This is a genomic window from Catenulispora pinisilvae (assembly GCF_015356865.1).
Classification (GTDB): domain Bacteria; phylum Actinomycetota; class Actinomycetes; order Streptomycetales; family Catenulisporaceae; genus Catenulispora; species Catenulispora pinisilvae.
In genome coordinates, this window is record NZ_JAAFZA010000032.1 from 1 (window position 1) to 14,280 (window position 14,280).

Consider the following 14,280-nt stretch of genomic DNA (forward strand, 5'->3'; position numbering starts at 1 on the left):
CAGTGGGGCGGGAGCCTCGCGGGGAGCGGGATGCGCGATCGGCTTGGTCGGCGCGATCGGCACGATCAGCTCGGTCGGCCCGGGCCTCGTGATCAGCCTGGTCGGTGTAGCCAGCGTGAGCAGCACGGGCGGCTTGGTCGGCACGATCAGCTTGGTCGGCACGATCAGTTTGGTCGGCGCGGGCAGCCTGGTCGGCACGAGCGGCTTGGTCGGCCCGAGCGTCGTGATCGCCGCGATCGACCCGATCGCGGCCCGAAGCGTACTCGGGGTCTGATTCAGTCATGCGCCCGATCCCCCTTGCCCGGCAAGGGATGCGGCCATCGGCGCGCCGAGCACCTCGTCCGAGCGGATCCGCCCGTCCAGAATCTCCACCCGCCGCGGCAGCTCGTCGGCGATCTGCCGATCGTGGGTGATCAGCGCGATGGTGGTCCCGGCCTGGTTGAGCGCGCGCAGCAGCGCCAGGATCGCGCGGCCGTTGGCGGTGTCCAGCGCGCCGGTCGGCTCGTCGGCCAGCACCAGCGCCGGATCGTTGACCAGGGCCCGGGCGATCGCGACGCGCTGCTTCTCGCCGCCGGAGAGCTGGTGCGGCTGGTGGTCGCGGCGGTGGGCCAGACCGACTCGGTCCAGGGCGGCCTCGGCGAGCGGCCGGCGGGACCCGCGGGGCACCCCGGCGTAGAGCAGACCGGTCGCCACGTTCTGCGCGGCGCTGAGCCCTTCGATGAGCTGGAACTGCTGGAACACGAATCCGATCTCTCTGGCGCGTAGTGCGGACAGCTCCCGGTCGTTGAGGGAGTCGACGTCCTGGTCCCGGACGGCCACGGTCCCGCTGGACGGCCGGTCGAGCGTCCCCATCAGGTTGAGCAGCGTGGACTTGCCCGAGCCGGAGGGCCCGACGATCCCGACCAGTTCGCCGGCCTCGATGACCAGGCTGGCCGCGTCGAGCGCCCGCACGCCGCCGGGGTAGTCCTTCGTGGCGCGGTCCAGTCTCAGCACCGGACTTCTCAGGCCCGGAGTTCTCAGGCCCGGACTTCTCAGCACCGTGCTCACGAGACGGTCACGACCTTCAGCCCCTCGGTGATCCCCTGCCCGGAGATCTGCACGAGTCCGTTGGCGAACAGCCCGGTCTGCACCCCGACCAGCATGCTGGTCTGCCCGTCGCCGGTGACCACCTGCACCGCGTAGCCGCCGCCCTGAACCGCCACCAGCGCCTCGATCGGCACAGCCAGGACGTCGGTGGCCGAACCCGTGGTCACGGTGATACCGACCGAACCGGAGTCCATACCGGCCAACGCCGACTGATCGGCGATGTCGACCGTCATCGACAATCCCCCCGCGCCGCCACCACCGCCGGAGCCCGAAGAAGCACCCTGAGAAGCCGCACCTGAAGCGGTCAACGCGGACACGGTCCCCGTCGTCTGCTTGCCGTTCGGCAGCGAGAGCGAGAGCTTCAGCCCGGGAGTCAGCACACTGGTATCGATCTGGTGCGGGTCGACGCTCGCCGTGACGTGCTTCGTCGTCGAGCTCAGGCTCATCACATCCGCGGCGGCCGAGGCCCCGAGCTGCGCGTCGAGCGATGCTACCCGCACCGGCGCCGGAAGCACCGCGATGTCCCCGACCGCCAGGGCGCCGCTCGCCGTGAACCCGTTCTGCTGCTGCCATTTCTTGAGCGCGTCCTCGGTGGCCGGGGTGTAGGCGTCGCCGGTCAGCACCTTGCCGTAGCCCAGAGCCCGCAGGTCCGCGTTGACCTCGGCGATGTCGGGGCCGGGCGCGGCCTGTGCGTTGATCGCGCGATAGAGCGGGGTGCCGCCGAGGAACAGGATCACGTGCTTCGCGTCGACGTCGTAGAGCGGTTGGCCCTGGCCCACCACCGCGCCTACTACCGGGAGCCACGTGACCGTCCCGCTCTTGTGACCGGTGAAGGGCGATGGCGTGCCGTAGCCGAGATTCCCCTGGAGGGTCGCGGTCGTGGCCAACGCGGTGCGCGCGATGGTGGCCGTCTGCGGCGGCACGGGCCGCGCCGCGGGTGGTGCCTTGGGTTTGAACCGCAGCATGTAGAGCGCTGTGACGGCGACCGCGGACACGACCACCGCGCTGAGGATGACAAGGAGCCATCTACGCACTTCAGTTGCCGATCCCTCGGGCGGCGACCTGCTTCTCGCAGTCCGGGGTGTACTGCATGCCCAGCCTGATCGACGTGGAGTCGTTGTTGGGCCCGCCGAAGGAGAAGCTCTCGATGCCGCCCTGGGCCGCATCCTGCTCGACGTACTGGACTCCCTTGTCACGCAGGCACTGCACGACCGCGTGCACGAAGTCGCCGGCTTTGGGATTGCTCACGTCGAGCTGCCAGGGCGGCAGCGGGTCCTCGGCCACACAGGCGTTCTGGGCCTTGGTCATGGCGACCTGGTCCCCGACGTTCGTCTGCTTGCTCCAGCCGTTGCGGGCCATGCACTGGTTGTACTGGTCGTAGAGCACGTTGATCTGGGCGTTGGTCATGTCGATGGTGATGCGTGGCCGGGCGGTGGTGGCCGTGCTCGTCGCCGTCCCCGGCGAGCCGGATGTACCGGAAGAACCGGATGAACCGGACGAGCTCGCCGAGACGAGCGCGGGCAACGTCGGAACCTGGGCCTGCGGCTTGGCAGGAGCGGACGAGCACGCGGCAAGAGCGAGTGTGGCTATGGCTGAAACGCCGCCGGCGGCAAGCTGAACACGCCGAGTATGAGCTTTCACAGCGCACGAGCCTGCCGAGCAATTGCGAAGAACTTGTGCGATCGCTATGCGGGGTCCTTCGCCGCCGGCAGCCGGATGGTGAACGTCGTTCCCGCGCCCAGCGTGCTGCTCACGCTGACTTCGCCGCCGTGTGCCTCGACGAGTTGGCGCACGATCGCCAGCCCCAGTCCGCTGCCACCCGTACGCCGGTTGCGTGATTTATCCGCACGCCAGAACCGGTCGAACACCGAGGGCAGATCGGCCTCGGCGATTCCGGGCCCGGTGTCGGCGACTTCCACCAGCACCTCCGAACCGCTCTGGTAGGCGCGCAGCGTGATCCGTCCTTCCGGCGGCGTGTGCCGCTCGGCATTGGCGATGAGGTTTCCGACCGCCTGCCGCAGCCGCATCGGGTCCGCCACGACCCGCAGCTCCGGCGGTGCCGCCACCTCGGCGCGTCCACCGCCGGCCGCCGCGATGTGCCGGAGCAGTTCGCCGAGGTCGAGTTCCACCGGCTCCAGGCGCAGTTGCCCGGCGTCGGCGAGGGCGAGATCCCGCAGATCATCGACCAGGTGCTGCAACAACTGCGTCTCCTCCAGCAGCGAGGAGACCAGCTCGGCGTCCAGGTCGGCCACGCCGTCGTTGGCCGCGATCAGCCAGCCCTTGATCGTGCTCAACGGAGTCCGCAGCTCGTGCGAGATGTCGTTGACCATCTCCGTGCGCTGCCGGTCGGTTCGGGCGACGTGCTCGGCCATCTCGTTGAACGCCGCCGTCAGCTCGGCGATCTCCCAGCGGGAGCCGGTCGTGGCGCGCGCCGTCCCGTCCCCGGCGCGCATCCGCCGGGTCGCCTCGGTGAGTGCGCGGACCGGCCGGATCACCCGGTTCGCCAGCAGCATCGCGACCCCGACGGTGAGCAGGACCACCAGCGTCGCGACGCCGGCGATCCGGGTGGTGTCGGCGGAGGACAGGCCGACGGCCGCCTGGCCGCCGGCGTGGCCCAGCGGCACGGCCTCCATGAACGCGGCGGGTGCGACGTACGGCCGCAGCTGGAGCCGCCGCGCGTTGAGCAGACAGGCCCGGTCCCGCGGGTTGTCGGCCGGATCGGCGAGGTTGGTGACGTCACCCGCCCCGGTCAGAGCCAGCTTCACGGCGACGCCCTGGACGCAGCCCTTCACGGAAACCGCGAGCTGATTGAGGGCCGCCTGCTCAGTCCCGGTGGGCGTGACCCAGGGCGAGTCTTCGAACCCGACGTAACCGCCGCCCTCGGTCAGCACGGACCGGCAGCTCTGGGGCGCGCTGGACCGCGGCAGACGCAGGTAGGGCCGGCCGTCGGCCAACTCGGCGATCGTCGGGTCCAGTCCGTGCCCCTTCAGGCAGTCGGACTCCTTCTCGACGAGCACTTCCAGGTCGGAGTGTTCCTGGGGAGTGAGCTGGAACGGGCTGGCGACCTTCGGGTCGATACCGTCCGGGAACTGGGTCCCGGCCAACGCGTTGTCGACCGTCAGCGGGTCGATGGCCACCGAGGGCTCGGCGCCCGGGCGATCCCCCGCCGACGCCGGCGAACTCTCGATCGGTGTGCCGCCGACCGGGGTGACGACGACACGCACGGCCAACTCCTGTGCGATCCCGTCCACGAAGGGGCCGGCCCCGGACCAGTCGGTGTGGGTGGCCGCGTAGTCGACCATCGACTCGTACACCAAGGGGTACGCGTCCTGGACGACGTTCTCGTGCTGCGCGATGGACGTGGTCGCGCGCTGGACCGACAGCCAGGCGGTCGCCGCGACGGCGCTGGCCGCGACCAGAATGGTGCCGGCCAGCAGGCGGGTCCGCAGACCGTATCTAGGCATTGATATACCTAGCCACCGGAAGCAGGGGTGCTGTCGGCGATCCGATAGCCCACGCCGTAGACCGTCTGCAGGAACACCGGATTGCGCGGATCCGCCTCGATCTTGCGGCGCAGGTTCTTCACGTGGGCGTCGGCCGTGCGCTCGGTGACGAAGCTCTCCGGGCCGTGCGCCTCGTCGAGCAGCTGGCGTCGGCTGAACACCCGGCCGGGGCTGGACATCAGCGTTTCCAGGATGCGGAATTCGGCCGGGGTGCACTCGATGCGGTGGCCGTCGAGGCGGACCTCGTGCCGGACCTGGTCCAGGGAGAGCGGGCCGACGTGCAGCGGCAGCACGACCGAGCCGCCGCCGGAGCCGCTGGAGCCACCGGAGGCCTGCGCGCGCCGCAGCAGGGAGCGCACGCGCGCCATCAGTTCCCGGGGATCGTAGGGCTTGGTCAGGTAGTCGTCGGCGCCGAGGTCGAAGCCGGCGAGTTTGTCCTCGGCCGCCGAGCGGGCCGTCACCACCAGGATCGGCACGTCGTAGTCGCGGCGCAGGACGCGCAGCACGTCGAGGCCGTCGAGTTCGGGCATCATCACGTCGAGGATCAACAGATCGGGGCGGCGGCTGCGGACCTGGTCGATCGCCGCGCGGCCGTCGCCGACCACGAGGACCGAGTGGTCCTCGCGCCGCAAATAGCGCCGGACGAGCTCGGCCTGCTTCGCATCGTCCTCGGCGACCAGTACGAACGCGCTCATGTCGGGTGACCATACGCGGTCCAGGAAGACGTGGCGGCCGGGTCGGCAGCGGCGTTGAGGCGGGCACGCCGCCCGCGGGATCATGAAGCTTGGACTTCTCCACGCTCCGCGGGCGCCGTGCTCGCCGGGTCGCTCAGTCCTCTTCGAGCACTTCCGCGAACGCGATCACCACACCGCCGGTGGCCTGCTCCTTGGTGGCCGCGACGAGCGGACCGGCCTGCGCGGCGGCGGCGCTGGCGGCGTCGTAGTCCGCGAAGTACAGGTCCAGCAGGCGGTAGGCCGGGGTCGGGCCGCCGTCCTCCTTGGGCCAGACCTTCGAGGCCTGCAACCGGGTCAGGCCGGGGAGCTTGCGGGCCAGCGCGAGCTGGTCCGGGTAGGCCGCCTCGAAGGCCTCCGGGTCGGTCGGATTGGAGTAGACGAAGCTGATCTTGGTGGGCTTGGTGCGCTCGGACATGGTCTGCCTCCTGCGTTGTTAAGGTCGGTGTTCGCCGATCGTATTGAGAGGAATGGGCAGCGACCATGACCGCTCCGCCGGAAAACCTTGCCGATCGTCCAGCGCTCCCGGCCACGTCCGACGACCTGCTCTCGGAACTGCTCCGCAGTGTCCGGCTGAACGGGGAACGCGCCGTCCGATACGCGCCGCCGCCGGATTTCTCGGTGGACTTCGCGGGCACCGGCAGCCTGCACATCGTCGAAGAAGGCCGGCTCGCGTTGCGGATCGACGAGTCGCCGCACGTCGAACACCTCGACCGCGGCGACTTCGTCCTGCTCCCGCGCGGGGACCGGCACCGCATCGGCGACGCGGGGGAACCGGCGAGCTGGCTGTGCGGGACCTTCACGATCGGCGACCCGCAGGCCAGCCACCTGCTCGGCAGCCTGCCGGCCGTGATCATCCTGCGCGGCGGGGAGGATCCGGCGCTCGAAGGGCTCGAAGTCGCGCGCAAGATGCTGGGCCTGGAGATGCGGGCGCCGACCCAGGGCTCGGCGGTGATGGTCGCCCGCATCCTGGACCTGATCTTCATCCAGATCATGCGCACCTGGGCCGCCGGCCCGGACGCCGAACCGAACTGGCTGGCCGGCGCCTTCGACCCGCAGATCGGGCTGGCCTTGAGCGCCATGCACCGGGAGCCGGCCCGGGAGTGGACGGTCGAGGACTTGGCGCGGGTGTGCAGCCTGTCGCGGTCGGCGTTCGCCGCGCGGTTCGCGGACCGGGTGGGCAAGCCGCCGGCCACGTATCTGGCGCACGTGCGCCTGGACGCCGCCATGGGACTGCTGCGCGACACCTCGCTGCCGGTGACGCACATCGCCGAGCGCGTCGGCTACACCTCGGAACCGGCGTTCAGCCGCGCGTTCAAGAGCCGGTACGGCACGCCGCCGGCCCGCTGGCGAAAGGACGCCCGCGGGCGCTGACGCCGCGCTGCCGCCCGGCTGCCGCCCGGCTGCCGCCCGGCTGTCGGCCCCAACTGCCCTACCGCGTTGCCGCGTTGCCACCTTGCCGCCTTGCCGCCTTGCCGCCTTGCCGCCTTGCCGCCGCAACGGCAACACCGCTTCACACGCCGAACTTCTCCCGCGCCTCGGGCGTCACCGGCGTGAAGAAGTTCACCAGGTTGCCGTCGGGGTCCCGGACCAGCAGCGAACGGTTGCCCCAGGGCAGCGTCTGCGGCTCGGCGACGACGTCGGTGACCCAGGTGGCCAGCTCCTTCCACAGCGCGTCCACGTCGTCGACCAGGAACTCGAGGATCGCGCTGCGGTTCGCTGCGGGGTCGGCGCTGCCCGGGGCGAACAGCGGGACGGTGCGCACGCTGCCGATCGCGAGCGTGGCGCCGACCGGGGTCTTCAGCTCGGCGAAGTCGGGGGTGGACCAGATGGCGGGGGTGCCGGTGGCCTTCTCGTAGAAGGCGACCGAGGCGTTGATGTCCGCGGCGATCAGGCGGGTGGAAACGAAGTTCATGGCGGTCTCCTTGCTGGATCTCGATCTCTTTCCTCCACCGTAGGAGCAATAGTGGACAGAATCGGTCCGCTATCCGGGTTAATTTGAGAGCATGAACCGCCCCACCGGACGCGTGCTGACCCTGCTGGAACTCCTTCAGTCCGGCGGGCTGCGGACCTCGGCCGAACTCGCCGACCGGCTCGGCGTGGACACCCGCACCGTGCGCCGCTACGTGGACCATCTCCTCGACCTGGACATCCCCGTGGAGTCTGTACGCGGCCGCTACGGCGGCTACCGGCTGGCCCGCGGCTATCGGCTGCCGCCGCTGATGCTGGGCGACGACGAGGCGCTCGCCGTCCTGCTCGGCCTGCTCGCCGGGGGACGCAGCGGTCTGACGGCGGCGCTCGGGCCGGCCGGGGAGACGGCCGCCGCCAAGATCCGCCGGGTGCTGCCGGCCCGGCTGGCCGACCGGCTGCGGAACGTGCTCGACACCGTGGCCTTCACCGCGGCGCCCGACCAGGACCCCGCCCCGGACGCCACGGTGCTGCTCACCGTCTCCGACGCCGTGGCCGGGCACCGGCCGATCGCCATCGCCTACACCGATCGCGGCGGCGTCCGCACCGACCGGACGCTGCACCCCTACGCCATCGTCAACCATCGGGACCGGTGGTATATCAGGGCTCTGGATCCGGCGATCGGCGAGGAACGCAGCTTCCGGCTCGATCGGATCACCGGGGTCAGAACGCTCCCGGGGTCCTTCGAACCGCCGGTCGGCGACGGCGATCCCGCGCAAGGCCTGCTCACCGGTTTCGCCACCGCCGACTACCGCTACGAGGTGACCATCCGCGTCCAGGGAACCGCCGAGCAGATCCGGACTCGTTTCCCGGCGAGCGTGGCGATCCTCAACGCCGTCGAAGAAGGCGGCGCAGACGATTTCGCCGAAGGTGACAGCGGCCGCACTGCGCGCAGTGGTCGCGGAGATCGCGGAGATCGCGGAGATCGCGGAGATCGCAGAGGTGGCGAAAGCGCGCCATGGCAACGCCTGGAGATCCGGGCCGAACGCCTCGACTGGATCCCCGCCACCCTGGCCGCCCTCGACCTCCCCTTCCAGATCGAGCGCCCGGCCGAGCTTCGCGATCTCGTTCTCGCCCTGAGCGAACGGCTCGCGCTCCGGGCGCGCCCCGGGCTCGCGTAAGAATCCAGATCAAGGCCGTCACCTGCAATTAACCCCGCAGGATGGACTATCGCCCCGACAGAATCCGCCGCGCCCCGCTACTGTCGACACGTGACTTCTGCGTTCAGCGATGCCTTCCTCCGTATGGCGGAGCCCCACGCTGCCTGGGGCATGCGCCAGATCGAGGAGTTCAACGAGTTCCTGCCGATCGGGCCGTGGACGGTGAACCTGGACGAGCGCCGGTACCGGCAGTCGGGACGGGAACTGCGGATCAGCGTGCTCGGCAGCTTCGACACTTCGGAGGGCTCCTGGCTTTGGGGCTGGGCCAACCCGGGCTTCGGCAAACTGCCGGTGGTGGCCGCGGCCGAGGCGCTGCGCGGGTTCGGGCAGCAGCACGGGGTGCCGGAGTTCGCCGAGGAACTGGTGGACCTGTCGGGCTTCGAAGACCCCCGCTACGCCGCGGAGATGCTGGCGTTCGGGGCGATGGGTGTACTGCGCGCCGACGGCTACATCGGGGTGCAGGCCAACGAGACCGGGCGGCTGTACATGGTCCCGGACGACCCGCAGGTGCCGGTGGCCGTGCCGGATCCGATAGCGCTGCCCCGACTGCTGATGCAGGGGGCGCAGTTCTTCAACCGGTCGGCGTTCGAGGTGGTCGCCGGCTACTTCCACCATTTCAACCTCCCGTGGCGGCGGGACGGCGACACGATCACCGCCGAGCTGCCCGGCGGCACCAGCGCGTCGATCCAGTTCGACGACCAGGGCCGGGTCACCGCGGTGTCGATGGGCTCGATCACCAAGGAATCGCTGGGGAACCGCGCCGGCGGGTGAGCGGCGCGGCACCGGCGCCCGGCCGGGTGGCCGGACGCCGAGTGCCTGTCGGTCGCTGCGGTCACGCGGCGACGGAGCCCGTGGCCGTGGCCGTACTCGTGCCTGTGCCTGTGCCTGGACCCGTACCCGGCGAGATCGCCGCGGCCGTACCGAGATGCCGGGCGAAGAACCGCACGGCGCTGTCGGCCTCGAACCGCGGCAGCTCCTTGTGCCGCCCCGCGTTCACGTGCAAGGTCTTCTCCCGCGAACCGAAGGCGTCGAACAACGCCAGCCCGGCCTCGCGCGGGATGTGCTCGTCGTCCCATTGCAGATCGAACTCGATCGGGATGGTGATCCGCTTCGCCGGTTCGGCCAGCGCGTCGGGCCAGTGCTGGCCGAGCACGGCGGCCGTGATCCGGTCGTCGGCGGCGATCAGCGGGACGCCGGTCGCCGTGCCCATGTTCAGGCCCCAGTACCCGACCGGCCCGTCGGTACCGATCTCCGGCAGTTCCTGAAGCGCGTCCAGGGTCGCACGCCACTCCGGCACCGCCTGCTCGGCCAGATAGGCGTTGTAGCGCACGACGATCGGGCCTTCCGGCTCGCCGGCTTCGCGGGCCGCGTAGAGGGCGTCGATCTCGCGCTCGTCGTGCTCGGTGCGGGGCCGGTCGCCGTGCCCGGGGGCGTCGATGGCGACCGCGTGGAACCCGCAGCCGAGCACCAGCCGGCGCGCGCGGCCCGCGCTGGCCGGGGCCTTCTTGTGGATGCCGCCGCCGTGGCCGATGAGGACCAGGGGTGCGCGGCCGGGACTGGATTGCGGGGACCACAGGACGCCGGGGACGTCGCCCACGGTGAATTCGCGTTCGCGGACGCCGTCCGCGCTGGTGTCGCCGATGAAGAAAAGAGAAGACATGGCAGTGGCCTTTCGGGAGCAATGACGGCGCTCCCGACGACCCCTAAGTCGCCTGACCTGCCCGTGACAGCAGAGGGAGCACCCACGTCGATACCGCTTTCATGGGTCTCACCTCCTTAGCGTCCGGTCACGGCGTCTGCACGCTAACGGCCCGCCGTGGCTTCGGGCAACAGGGTTTTTCCTTTCAGGCCCCGCACGCGGCCGCCAGCACCGCCATCCACTCGCGCGCGGCCCGCCGCGCCTCCGGGCTGAGTCCGGACTCCAGCTGCTCTTCCCGGCTGCGCACCGCGGGCCGCGCCTTCTGATACAGCTCGCGCCCCGCCTGCGTCGCGTGCACCTGATGTGCGCGCCGGTCGGTCGGATGCGGGGAGCGCTCGACCAGCCCGTGGGCCTCCAGTCCGGCGACCATCTCGGTGGCGGACTGCCGGGTGCTGCCGCACAGCCGGGCCACCTCGGCCACCGACAGACCCGGCGTGCCGTCCAGCATCATCAGGGTCGCGAACTGCGGCACGGTCAGCCCGAACTCGCCGAGTTCGTCCTCGATCGCGGCGCGCATGCCGAGCCAGACGTGGCGCACGGCGAAGCTGATGACGACGTCATCGCCCCACTTGTCGGACGCGGATCCTTCAGCAGCGGACATTTCGGGATACTCCGGTCTCACAATTGACAGGTACCTGACGAGTTTGCCAGGCTGATAGCCGACAGGTACCTGTCGATTCTACGCGCAGCCGCGCTCGACCGCGCACTTCCGCCCGCACCATCAGCGATCCTGGGGGGTCGTTCCGCCATGCCCACAAACAGCAGCCCACCGTCCGGCCGACGGCAGAGCCTGATCCTGACCGTCCTGATCTTCGCCCAGCTCCTGATCTGGATCGACGGCACCGTGCTGTCCACCGCCTATGAGACCCTGGCCGACCCGGTCCGGGGCCTGGGCGCCACCCCCGACCAGCTCCAGTGGGCCACCGGCTCCTACACGCTGGTGCTGGCCACCGTCACCTTCACCGGCGGCGCGTTCGGCGACCGCTTCGGCCATCGCAACACCCTGCTGGCCGGCATGGCGCTGTTCGGCCTGGCCTCGGTCTTCGCCGCGTACTCGCACAGCTCCGGCCAGCTCATCGCGGCCCGCGCCGTCATGGGCCTGGGCGCCGCGCTGCTGATCCCGGCGACCCTGGCGGTGATCAGCTTCACCTATCCGCCGGAGCAGCGGCCGCAGGCCTTCGGAGTGCTGAGCAGCTTCGCGGGCGTCGGCATCGCCGCCGGCCCGGTGCTGGCCGGTCTGATGCTGGCGAACTTCTGGTGGGGTTCGGTGTTCCTGATCAACGTGCCGGTGGTGCTGGTCGGGCTGGTGGCGATCGCCCGCACGGTGCCGAACTTCCAGCCGCCGCAGAAGCGCGGGCTGGACTTCCCCGGCCTGGTGTTGTCCACGGCCGGGCTGGGGCTGCTGTCCTACGGCCTGATCCGCGCCGGACAGGACGGCACGGTCACCGAACCGCAGGTGTGGAGCACGGTCGCCGGCGGGTTGATCGTGACGGCCGCGTTCGTGGTCGTGGAGCTGCGGCGCCGGCACCCGAGCTTCGACCCCCGGCTGTTCCGGCTGCGGCAGTTCGCGGCCGGCAACGTCACGCTGACGCTGCTGTTCCTCGCGTTGAGCGCGAGCGGTTTCTACTTCGCGTTCTACCTCCAGGGCGCGCGCGGGTTCTCGGCTCTGCGCGCAAGCATGATCGGCATACCCGGCGCGCTCGGCGTCGTGGTCGGCGGGCCGCTGGCCGCCCGGCTGGCGCGGCGGACGTCGGTGCGGCGGGTCAGCGGAACCGCGCTGGTGGTCGCCACGATCACGCTGGCGCTCTTCTCCCGGGTCGGACTCGGCATGCCGATCCCCGTGTACATGATCCTGGCCATCGTCCAAGCCTCCGCGATCGGCATGACGATCGCCCCGCTGACCGGCGCGATCCTCGGCTCGCTGCCGCTCACCCAGGCGGGCGCGGGCAGCGCGGTGAACGCCACGATGCGGCAGACCGGCAGTGTCCTGGGCATCGCGTTGGGCGGCACCATCTTGTCGATCGGCTATCGGCACGCGATCAACGGCTCGGTCGCCGGGCTGCCCGCACCGCTGAAGCAGCAGGCTGAGACCTCGGCCGAGATGGCGCGGAATGTGGCCCGGCACAACGGGATCCCGGGTCTCGTGCACCAAGCGGACCTGGCGTTCGTGCACGCCATGCACACCGGGATGGTGTGGTCGGCGGCGGCTACCGGGATCGGCGCGCTGTTGGTGTTCGGCGGATTCGGGAAGGCCGGGAAGGGCAAAGCGCCGGAGGCCGCGGCCGAAGCGGCACCGGTTCGCCAATCAGCGGCGGCATAAAAAGTTGGACGCGATCAGCTGAGAACGAGCATTCTGTGAGGGCACCTCCCGGTGCGCAGGCAGCGGATACTTCATCCTCCAACCAGGGTCAACCCGCAGCCGACTTTCGACCTCGGGAGTGCGCGCTCCGACTTCCCGACGGGTCGGCCGATATACCGGCCGGCCCCGTCATTGCCCTTTGCCCGAAGCCGGCGCCACTCCCGCGCAGTTCCACGGGGTGATTCACAGATGTCGAAGTTCAACAAGGTTCCGCCCGACACCACCGAGACTTTCCAGGGCGGCAAGGCGTACAAGAGCGACGCGAAGTCGGACCTGTTCCTGCTCGCCGTCACGAACATGGTCGGCGAGGACACGTTCTACGAGGCCGCCGACGTGCGCGACCGGCGCTATCGCGAGTTGGTGCACACCGTCGCGGTCGCCGACCCGGAGTGGATGCTGCGCTTCGTCACTTGGCTCCGGGCCGAGGCGAACATGCGCAGCGCCGCCGTGGTCGCGGCGTGCGAGGCGGTGCGGGCACGGCTGGACGCCGGGGCGTCCGGGCACAGCCGGCAGCTGATCGCCGCGGCGTGTCAGCGTGCTGACGAGCCCGGCGAGGTGCTGGCGTACTGGACCGGCCGGTACGGCCGCGCGCTGCCCAAGCCGGTGAAGCGCGGGGTGGCCGACGCGGTGGCGCGCCTGTACAACGAGTACTCGTTCGCCAAGTACGACTCGGACGCCAAGGACTTCCGGTTCGGTGACGTCATCGACCTCGTGCACCCGGTCGCCGCGGCCGACAAGCCATGGCAGGGCGAGCTGTTCCGGCACGCGCTGGACCGCCGGCACAGCCGGGAGAACCCGGTCCCGGAGATGCTGGTGAAGCTGACCAAGCGGGCCGAACTGCTGGCGATCCCGGTCCAGGGGCGGCGCGACGTGCTGCTCGCCGAGGGCGGGGCGGCTCGGCTGGCCGAGGCTGGGATGACCTGGGAGGCGCTGGCCGGCTGGTTGCAGGGGCCGATGGACAAGGCCGCCTGGGAGTCGGTCATCCCGTCGATGGGTCTGATGGCGCTGGCCCGGAACCTGCGGAACTTCGACCAGGCCGAGGTCCGCGACGCGGTGGCCTGGCAGGTCTGCGCGCGGTTCCTGGACCCCGAGCAGGTGGCCCGGTCCCGGATGCTGCCGTACCGGTGGCTGTCCGCGTACAAGGCGGCGCCGTCGCTGCGCTGGGGGCACGCGCTGGAGGGTGCGCTGGGCTCGGCGATCGGGGCCATCCCGGAACTGCCCGGACGCACGCTGGTCCTGGTGGACACCTCGGCGTCGATGACCCGCGGGGTGTCGGCGCGGTCGACCATCACGCACCTGGACATCGGGGCCCTGATCGGGGTCGCGCTGGCGGACCGGGCCGCGGGCTCGGGACGCGGCGGGGACGTGGACCTGATCGGATTCGCCGACGGTTTGTTCACGCACAAGCTGCCCCCGGGCGGCAGCGTGCTGCGCGAGATCGAGCGGTTCGCCAAGCGCTACGGGGAGGTCGGGCACGGCACCCGGCTGGTGGACGCCGTGGCGAACAGCTACGACGAGCACGACCGGGTGGTGATCGTCAGCGACATGCAGGCGTTCCCGTACTACTACAACGGCCAGAACAGGGGCGCGGACGCGTTCATCCCCGACACGGTGCCGGTCTTCGCGATCAACACCTCGGGATACGGACCGCACGCGCTGCCGCCCGGGAAACGGAACCGGTTCGAGGTCGGCGGGTTCTCGGACAAGGTGTTCAGCATGTTCGCGCTGCTCGCGGCCGGGGACCGGCCCGCTTGGCCGTTCTGAGGGGCGGCAT

15 protein-coding genes and 1 pseudogene are annotated in these 14,280 nt (G+C 70.7%); 7 read left to right on the top strand and 9 right to left on the bottom strand.

Going from position 1 to position 14,280, the window contains the following annotated elements:
• Window positions 1-274 (top strand): annotated as a pseudogene (locus IZR01_RS11540) (hypothetical protein); the annotation flags it as partial.
• A 5-nt stretch (window positions 275-279) separates the two neighbouring features.
• Here the strand turns inward: IZR01_RS11540 and IZR01_RS50370 are convergent.
• From IZR01_RS50370 to IZR01_RS50380, 3 genes are read right to left on the bottom strand one after another with little or no spacing between them, the layout of a single operon-like run.
• The gene (locus tag IZR01_RS50370) at window positions 280-993 is read right to left on the bottom strand and encodes an ABC transporter ATP-binding protein (RefSeq protein WP_323746264.1); all 714 of its coding nucleotides are present in this window, start codon (window positions 991-993) and stop codon (window positions 280-282) included.
• Between the two features lie 50 nt (window positions 994-1,043).
• The gene (locus tag IZR01_RS50375; protein ID WP_323746982.1) at window positions 1,044-2,120 is read right to left on the bottom strand and encodes a peptidoglycan-binding protein; all 1,077 of its coding nucleotides are present in this window, start codon (window positions 2,118-2,120) and stop codon (window positions 1,044-1,046) included.
• Between the two features lies 1 nt (window position 2,121).
• Window positions 2,122-2,493 carry a hypothetical protein gene (locus IZR01_RS50380; protein ID WP_228554393.1) on the bottom strand — a complete coding sequence of 124 codons (372 nt, stop codon included), beginning with the start codon at window positions 2,491-2,493 and terminating at the stop codon, window positions 2,122-2,124.
• Here IZR01_RS50380 and IZR01_RS50385 point away from each other — a divergent pair.
• A complete protein-coding gene (locus tag IZR01_RS50385; protein ID WP_228559244.1) occupies window positions 2,492-2,704 on the top strand; it encodes a hypothetical protein in 213 nt (70 codons plus the stop codon). The two genes, IZR01_RS50380 and IZR01_RS50385, sit on opposite strands and share 2 nt — an antisense overlap.
• Window positions 2,705-2,771: 67 nt before the next feature.
• Here IZR01_RS50385 and IZR01_RS11555 read toward each other — a convergent pair whose 3' ends face one another.
• From IZR01_RS11555 to IZR01_RS11565, 3 genes are all read right to left on the bottom strand, one after another.
• Window positions 2,772-4,550, bottom strand: a complete 1,779-nt coding sequence (locus tag IZR01_RS11555; protein WP_194923801.1) for a sensor histidine kinase — start codon at window positions 4,548-4,550, stop codon at window positions 2,772-2,774.
• An 8-nt stretch (window positions 4,551-4,558) separates the two neighbouring features.
• The gene (locus IZR01_RS11560) at window positions 4,559-5,284 is read right to left on the bottom strand and encodes a response regulator transcription factor (protein WP_194893579.1); all 726 of its coding nucleotides are present in this window, start codon (window positions 5,282-5,284) and stop codon (window positions 4,559-4,561) included.
• Between the two features lie 133 nt (window positions 5,285-5,417).
• The gene (locus tag IZR01_RS11565; protein WP_194893580.1) at window positions 5,418-5,738 is read right to left on the bottom strand and encodes an EthD family reductase; all 321 of its coding nucleotides are present in this window, start codon (window positions 5,736-5,738) and stop codon (window positions 5,418-5,420) included.
• Between the two features lie 65 nt (window positions 5,739-5,803).
• Between IZR01_RS11565 and IZR01_RS11570 the strand changes: the two genes are divergently transcribed.
• Window positions 5,804-6,694: a helix-turn-helix transcriptional regulator gene (locus tag IZR01_RS11570; protein WP_194923802.1), complete on the top strand. Its 891-nt coding sequence runs from the start codon at window positions 5,804-5,806 to the stop codon at window positions 6,692-6,694.
• Window positions 6,695-6,833: 139 nt separating this feature from the next.
• On the opposite strand, the gene IZR01_RS11575 is transcribed toward IZR01_RS11570, so the two are convergent.
• Window positions 6,834-7,235: a VOC family protein gene (locus IZR01_RS11575; RefSeq protein WP_194893582.1), complete on the bottom strand. Its 402-nt coding sequence runs from the start codon at window positions 7,233-7,235 to the stop codon at window positions 6,834-6,836.
• Between the two features lie 91 nt (window positions 7,236-7,326).
• Here IZR01_RS11575 and IZR01_RS11580 point away from each other — a divergent pair, with 91 nt between their 5' ends.
• Together IZR01_RS11580 and IZR01_RS11585 are read left to right on the top strand one after the other, a co-directional pair.
• Window positions 7,327-8,409, top strand: a complete 1,083-nt coding sequence (locus tag IZR01_RS11580) for a helix-turn-helix transcriptional regulator (protein WP_194923803.1) — start codon at window positions 7,327-7,329, stop codon at window positions 8,407-8,409.
• A 90-nt stretch (window positions 8,410-8,499) separates the two neighbouring features.
• Window positions 8,500-9,219 carry a DUF6882 domain-containing protein gene (locus tag IZR01_RS11585; protein ID WP_323746266.1) on the top strand — a complete coding sequence of 240 codons (720 nt, stop codon included), beginning with the start codon at window positions 8,500-8,502 and terminating at the stop codon, window positions 9,217-9,219.
• Between the two features lie 61 nt (window positions 9,220-9,280).
• Here the strand turns inward: IZR01_RS11585 and IZR01_RS11590 are convergent, their stop codons facing one another.
• Together IZR01_RS11590 and IZR01_RS11595 are read right to left on the bottom strand one after the other, a co-directional pair.
• Complete coding sequence (locus tag IZR01_RS11590) at window positions 9,281-10,108, bottom strand: alpha/beta hydrolase family protein (protein WP_194923804.1); 828 nt, start codon at window positions 10,106-10,108, stop codon at window positions 9,281-9,283.
• A gap of 184 nt (window positions 10,109-10,292) precedes the next feature.
• Window positions 10,293-10,748, bottom strand: a complete 456-nt coding sequence (locus tag IZR01_RS11595) for a MarR family winged helix-turn-helix transcriptional regulator (RefSeq protein WP_194893585.1) — start codon at window positions 10,746-10,748, stop codon at window positions 10,293-10,295.
• 147 nt (window positions 10,749-10,895) lie between these two features.
• Between IZR01_RS11595 and IZR01_RS11600 the strand changes: the two genes are divergently transcribed.
• Complete coding sequence (locus IZR01_RS11600) at window positions 10,896-12,467, top strand: MFS transporter (RefSeq protein ID WP_228554395.1); 1,572 nt, start codon at window positions 10,896-10,898, stop codon at window positions 12,465-12,467.
• A 228-nt stretch (window positions 12,468-12,695) separates the two neighbouring features.
• Window positions 12,696-14,270 carry a TROVE domain-containing protein gene (locus IZR01_RS11605; RefSeq protein WP_194893586.1) on the top strand — a complete coding sequence of 525 codons (1,575 nt, stop codon included), beginning with the start codon at window positions 12,696-12,698 and terminating at the stop codon, window positions 14,268-14,270.
• The last annotated feature ends 10 nt before the right edge of the window (window positions 14,271-14,280 follow it).

What these genes read in the sequence shown, in the direction of transcription:
- IZR01_RS11600 (WP_228554395.1), top strand. Translation starts at nt 10,896, where the DNA reads ATGCCCACAAACAGCAGCCCACCGTCCGGCCGACGGCAGAGCCTGATC.
- IZR01_RS50385 (WP_228559244.1), top strand. Translation starts at nt 2,492, where the DNA reads ATGTCGATGGTGATGCGTGGCCGGGCGGTGGTGGCCGTGCTCGTCGCC.
- IZR01_RS11590 (WP_194923804.1), bottom strand. Translation starts at nt 10,108, where the DNA reads ATGTCTTCTCTTTTCTTCATCGGCGACACCAGCGCGGACGGCGTCCGC.
- IZR01_RS11555 (WP_194923801.1), bottom strand. Translation starts at nt 4,550, where the DNA reads ATGCCTAGATACGGTCTGCGGACCCGCCTGCTGGCCGGCACCATTCTG.
- IZR01_RS11580 (WP_194923803.1), top strand. Translation starts at nt 7,327, where the DNA reads ATGAACCGCCCCACCGGACGCGTGCTGACCCTGCTGGAACTCCTTCAG.
- IZR01_RS11595 (WP_194893585.1), bottom strand. Translation starts at nt 10,748, where the DNA reads ATGTCCGCTGCTGAAGGATCCGCGTCCGACAAGTGGGGCGATGACGTC.
- IZR01_RS11575 (WP_194893582.1), bottom strand. Translation starts at nt 7,235, where the DNA reads ATGAACTTCGTTTCCACCCGCCTGATCGCCGCGGACATCAACGCCTCG.
- IZR01_RS50380 (WP_228554393.1), bottom strand. Translation starts at nt 2,493, where the DNA reads ATGACCAACGCCCAGATCAACGTGCTCTACGACCAGTACAACCAGTGC.
- IZR01_RS11570 (WP_194923802.1), top strand. Translation starts at nt 5,804, where the DNA reads ATGACCGCTCCGCCGGAAAACCTTGCCGATCGTCCAGCGCTCCCGGCC.
- IZR01_RS11565 (WP_194893580.1), bottom strand. Translation starts at nt 5,738, where the DNA reads ATGTCCGAGCGCACCAAGCCCACCAAGATCAGCTTCGTCTACTCCAAT.
- IZR01_RS11560 (WP_194893579.1), bottom strand. Translation starts at nt 5,284, where the DNA reads ATGAGCGCGTTCGTACTGGTCGCCGAGGACGATGCGAAGCAGGCCGAG.
- IZR01_RS11605 (WP_194893586.1), top strand. Translation starts at nt 12,696, where the DNA reads ATGTCGAAGTTCAACAAGGTTCCGCCCGACACCACCGAGACTTTCCAG.